This window comes from Frankia sp. CcCS3, from assembly GCF_977927575.1.
This window is the reverse complement of record NZ_CDWRCL010000268.1, coordinates 1-5,061: the sequence shown is the minus strand read 5'-3', so window position 1 is coordinate 5,061 and position 5,061 is coordinate 1. Positions and strand designations below refer to the sequence as shown.

3 protein-coding genes are annotated in these 5,061 nt (G+C 69.7%); 1 reads left to right on the top strand and 2 read right to left on the bottom strand.

The window, feature by feature from the left end; all coding sequences use genetic code 11:
* Positions 1-84: 84 nt before the first annotated feature.
* On the bottom strand, positions 85-1,074 hold the full coding sequence (locus tag AC08OQ_RS17600; RefSeq protein WP_476602055.1) for a tetratricopeptide repeat protein: 990 nt from the start codon (positions 1,072-1,074) through the stop codon (positions 85-87).
* On the bottom strand, positions 1,022-2,170 hold the full coding sequence (locus tag AC08OQ_RS17595) for an nSTAND1 domain-containing NTPase (protein ID WP_476602056.1): 1,149 nt from the start codon (positions 2,168-2,170) through the stop codon (positions 1,022-1,024). Before AC08OQ_RS17595 ends, AC08OQ_RS17600 begins: the two co-directional genes overlap by 53 nt.
* A gap of 671 nt (positions 2,171-2,841) precedes the next feature.
* Between AC08OQ_RS17595 and fxsT the strand changes: the two genes are divergently transcribed.
* Positions 2,842-5,061: FxSxx-COOH system tetratricopeptide repeat protein (fxsT, locus tag AC08OQ_RS17590; RefSeq protein ID WP_476612216.1), on the top strand; the 2,220-nt coding region annotated here is incomplete at its 3' end.

Sequence of the window (5,061 nt, the reverse complement as noted above, 5' to 3'; positions counted from 1 at the left end):
GAATGGCTGCCCCGATAAACTTCCCAAACAGGCCCTAGAGCCATCCTGGATCAACCTCCCAGCCGCGCTGCTGCGATACCGGTGTCAGGCCATGGCCCCCGAGCGGCGCAGCGAGCGGAGCACCTGCTCCTGTTGATGCGGGAGCAGCGCCGGATCGCGTGCGTCGAGCGCGCGCCGCAGCAGATCGTCCGCTCGAGTGTCCTCGCCGGCGGCACGCGCCACACCGGCGGCACGCCACAGGACCGGGCCGCTGTCCGGCGCCGCGTCCAGGACCGCCGCGGTCTCGTCGGATGCCTCCCTCGATCGGCCGAGCCGGGCCAGCGCCAGGGCGCGGGTCGCCCGCACTTCCGTGACGCCGGCGACGTCGGGAGCCAGCCGTGTCACCCGCTCGAGATCCTCCAACGCCGAAACGTCGTCCCCCAGTTCCACCCGCAGCTGTCCCCGCCCGGCAAGGGCGGCCTCCGATTCCGGAGCGATCGTCAGCACGGTCGAGAAGATGGCGGCAGCCCCCCAGGGCTGGCCGGAGTACCACAGCGCCCGGGCGAGGTCGGCCTGGACGCCGGAGTCGGCCGGCAGCCGCGCGGAAGCGGCCTGAAAATCTTCGATGGCCCGGCCGTACTGACCGCCGCGCAGCAGGAGCCGGCCGATGGCGGCCAGGGCACGGCCCGAACCCTCGGTGTCGGACAGCGATTCGTAGAGTTCGGCGGCCTCACGGTACCCCTGCTCCGCCTGCTCGGGTCGGGCCTGCGCCTCATCGAGCTCGGCCCGCAGGGCCAATGTCCGGGCCGTCGTCCGGGAGCCGTCCGGGCTGCGGAGCAACGCCTCGTCGACATGGCCGCGCGCGGCCACGACATCGCCGTCGGCGAAGCTCACCAGCGCGGCCTGGAGGAAATCGGCCGCACCAGCCGCACCAGCCGCACCAGCCAAGCGTCCCGCGACGGACCAGTCCGGGAAGGCCTCCTGCAGCGGCGGGATAAGGCGATCGTCGAAGAGCTCGAACCGCCGGGAACCCGAACGCCATTCACTGGCGAGGACATATCGCTCGACCAGTGCGTCGAGGAGGGCGGTGGGCATCCCGGCGGTCGTCTCGATGCCCTCGTCGACGGCCCCCCGCCGGCCGCGTTCGGTGATGAAGGTCCGGGTCAGCCAGGTGCGCACCTCCCCGTCGTCGAGGTCGTGTTCCCGGGCCACGGCCACGATCGCCTGGGGTCAGATACGCCCCGAGGATCATGCTCGCATCACCGGTCTCCGCCAGCTGGGCGCCGGTGACGGGTTCGGTGGCGGCGGGTTCGGTGGCGGGTCCGGCGGTGACGAGCGGGGAGCGCCAGATGGCCGTCGCCACGAGCTGGAGGTACGCCGGCTGCACCGTGCTGGCGACCAGAACGGACTCCGTCCCGGTAGCGTCCACCACACGGCTGGTGACAAGGCCGTCGACGCAGGCCTGGGCGACACCCGGCGGGAGGCGTCGGCCCGCCGCCCGCAACGGTTCGGTCAGCGCCGCAGTTGCCGAGCGCCGGTCCAACGGTCCGACGGCGACCCTGGCGATCGTCGAGCCACCGGCGAGGGTGTCCTCGTAGGGCGCGAGCGCGGCCCGGTGGTTACGCCGGATCACCAGCAACAGGTGCAGGTCCGGGAGGGCGGCCACGGCCTCACCGAGAACTTCGACGAACTGGGTGCGCAACGGGTCCAGATACGGCGAGTGGGGTACGAAGAAGTCCTCGAACTGGTCCACAGCGGCCAGGATCGGCCGCGCGGAGCCGAGTTGACGGTCACGACCGGCGGCGCCGTGACCGTGCCGCTTGCTCTGGATGGCGTCCACCAGCGACCAGGTGTCGGCGTCGCCCGCCCAACATCGCAGCAACGACTCCAGGTAGGGATTTCCGGTCGAGCGGACCAGGCCATCGTCCGCGTCCGGACCGACCGGTGGGCCCAGTCGACCGACCGGCAGCACGTCGGGGTCCGTCGAGACCAGATTCGGCAGCACGCCGGCCCGCAACAACGACGTTTTTCCGACCCCGGCCGGCCCGTGCAGGACGACCAGCCGACTTTCAAGCCATTTCGCGAGCAGGGCGTGCGCCGCGGCGCGGCGCCCGAAGAAAAATTCGGCGTCGGTCTCCTGAAAGGGCGTGAGGCCGACATAGGGATAATGGCGGGGAAGTACGGTGACCACCACTACCCCCGCGTCCCGGAATCGCTGGTCGGGTCAGGTCTTCCCCGCCTTCCTTCACAAGCAATGACCATCCTGGTAAACAAGGTAGTAAAAAGCCTCTCCCCGGCGAATCGACAGCACCCCTGACAGTACCCGTGAATGATATCCGACGCCGGGTCGCCGGAGTTCGGACGTACCACCCGAAAGCGCCTCCCGTGCACCGCGAGACGCGCACGACCGCCGAGCCGAGCGGACCCCCGCCCACGGGAGGCGTACCGCCGGTCGGTCATGGACTCAGTCCGCAAAGGACGGCACCGCCCGTCCGCCGTCAGTCGTGCGCTGCCGGCGCTCCGCGGGACAACAACCTAGTATGCGCTCGCGGCGAATGCCACAACGTCGGAGCTCCTCCCCCGCGGAAAGCCAGTCGATCGATCGCGACAGTGGTCGCCGTCACCGCCGGACGGACCCGGCGGTGACGCGCCGGCCCCGGCGCTTGACCCCTGACAAGGAAACCGCTGGGGTGGCGAGATGGTGCGGCGGGCCGGCGACGGCCGAGATGCGAGACCCTCCTCTCCGATAGGGTCGGGGTGTAGCATTAGCACGCGTCCGGATCGAATCTTTTACTCGGTGGGGCGCGGGCGCCGAGATGTCGCCGACCGCGCCCGGAATGCGGGGGTGCAGTGGCTTCGGTGGTGAAGGTCGATCCGGAACACGGACCGGGTCGAGGAGTTCCGACAGTCTGGGGCAACGTTCCCCAGCGGAACAAGAACTTCACCGGCCGGGACAGCCTGCTTGCGGACCTGCGCAGGCGGGTAACCTCGGACAGTCTCGACGTCACCGCCGTGCTACCGCATGCATTGCAGGGTCTCGGTGGTGTGGGTAAGACTCACCTTGCGATCGAGTACGCCTACCGCTATCAGGCGGAATACGACCTGGTGTGGTGGATCCCCGCCGACCAGCCGCTACTGGTCCGCTCCAATCTGGCCTCTCTGGCGCCGCGGCTGGGTCTGGCGGAGGCCGGGCCGCTGCGGGTCGAGGAGGCCGTCTCCGCGGTGCTGGACGCGCTGCGCCGCGGCGTGCCGTACCGGCGTTGGCTGCTTATCTTCGACAACGCCGACCAGCCGGAGACGGTCCACAGCCTCATGCCGCACGGCCCCGGTCACGTGCTCGTGACCTCGCGCAACCGGCGGTGGGAGAGCCTGATCGACACGCTGGAGGTCGACGTCTTCGCCCGGCGCGAGAGCCTCGAGTTCCTCCACCGCCGAGTCCCCGGCATCGCCGATGCCGACGCCGATCAGCTCGCCGAGGAACTCGGCGAGCTGCCGCTGGCCCTGGAGCAGGCCGGCGCGCTGCAGTTCGAGACCGGGATGGACGTCAAGGAGTACCTCGAGCTGCTCCGCACCGAGGCGGGGAAACTGCTCGCGGAGAACCCTCCGTCGGACTACTCCAGGCCGGTCGCGGCCGCCTGGAGCCTGTCGGTGAGCCGGCTCAGCGAGCAGGCGCCATTCGCCCTCGAGCTCCTGCGCCGCTGCGCGTTCTTCGGCCCCGAGCCGATTTCCCTGGAGATCCTCGACCGCGGCAAGTACATCCTCGGGTCCGAATTCGGCAGCGCCATGCGGGACCGCCTCCTGGTGAGCCGGGCGATGCGGGAGCTCGGCCGCTACGCCCTCGCCCGCATTGACAACAGCCGCAAGACGCTGCAGGTCCACCGGCTCGTGCAGAAGCTCATCCGCAACGATCTGCCCCGCGAGGATCAGGAACGCATGCGGGACGAGGTGCACCAGCTGCTCGTCGCGGCCGACCCGGGTGAGCCGGATGACTCCGAAGCCTGGCCGCAGTACGACAAGCTGCTTCCGCACATCTTCCCGTCCGAGGTCTACCTGGCGCGGTCGGCGCCCACCCGCCAGCTGGTGGAACACATCGTCGGCTACCTTTACGGCGTCGGCGACTTCACCACCGGACTCGCCGAGGCCGACCGCACCCTGGAGCAATGGATCAAGGAACCGGGGGGTCGCGACCCCGACGTCCTGATCCTGCAGGGCATCAAGGCGGACATCCTGTGGGCGCTGGGCCGGTACCGGGAAGCCTATGATCTCCGGCGCCCGACGTTGGAGGCCATCACCGAGGTACTCGGTGCGGACCACGAGGAGACCCTCGTCATCCTCAACGGTCACGGCGCCGACCTGCGTGCGCGCGGCGAGTTCCAGGCCGCCCGTGAACTCGACGAGGGTACCGTGGCCCTGCACCGCCGTGTCTTCGGCGACGACGACAACCGTACGTTCAACGCCGTCAACAACCTGGCGGTCGACTACAGCCTGACCAGCTCCTACGCCGAAGCTCTCGAGACGGACCGGAAGAACCTCACCGACCGGCGTAACCTCTTCGGCCGTGACGACGCCCCGCAGGTGGTCTTCTCGCTCGCCACGGTCGCGCGCGACCTGCGGCAGGCCGGGCAGTATCTCGAGGCCAGGAGAACGGCGGAGCAGGCCTTCCTGCTCTACCGCGATCTCGTCAACCGTCGCGTCCTGCCGGAGGACCACGCGCATGTTCTCCTCCAGGCGAAGGACCTGTCGGTGGCTCGCCGGAAGGCCGGGGACTTCACCGAGGCCCTCGAACTCGCCGAGGAGGTGCACGGCCGGTACACCAACAGTCGGCAGTTCGGGTCGGAGCATCCGGACACCCTCGCCGCCGGGATCAACCTCGGGAACGCGCAGCGGGTCGCCGGCGATCCGGACGAGGCGACCATTCGGATCGAGAAGACCGTTCGCCGTTACCGGGACGTCCTCGGCCCGGACCATCCGTATACCTATGGCTGCGACCTCAACCTCGCCCTGATCCATCGCCAGCTCGGCCGGATCGACGAGGCGGAACGCCTGCTCAGGGATGCGCGCGCGGGCCTGACGAAGAGACTC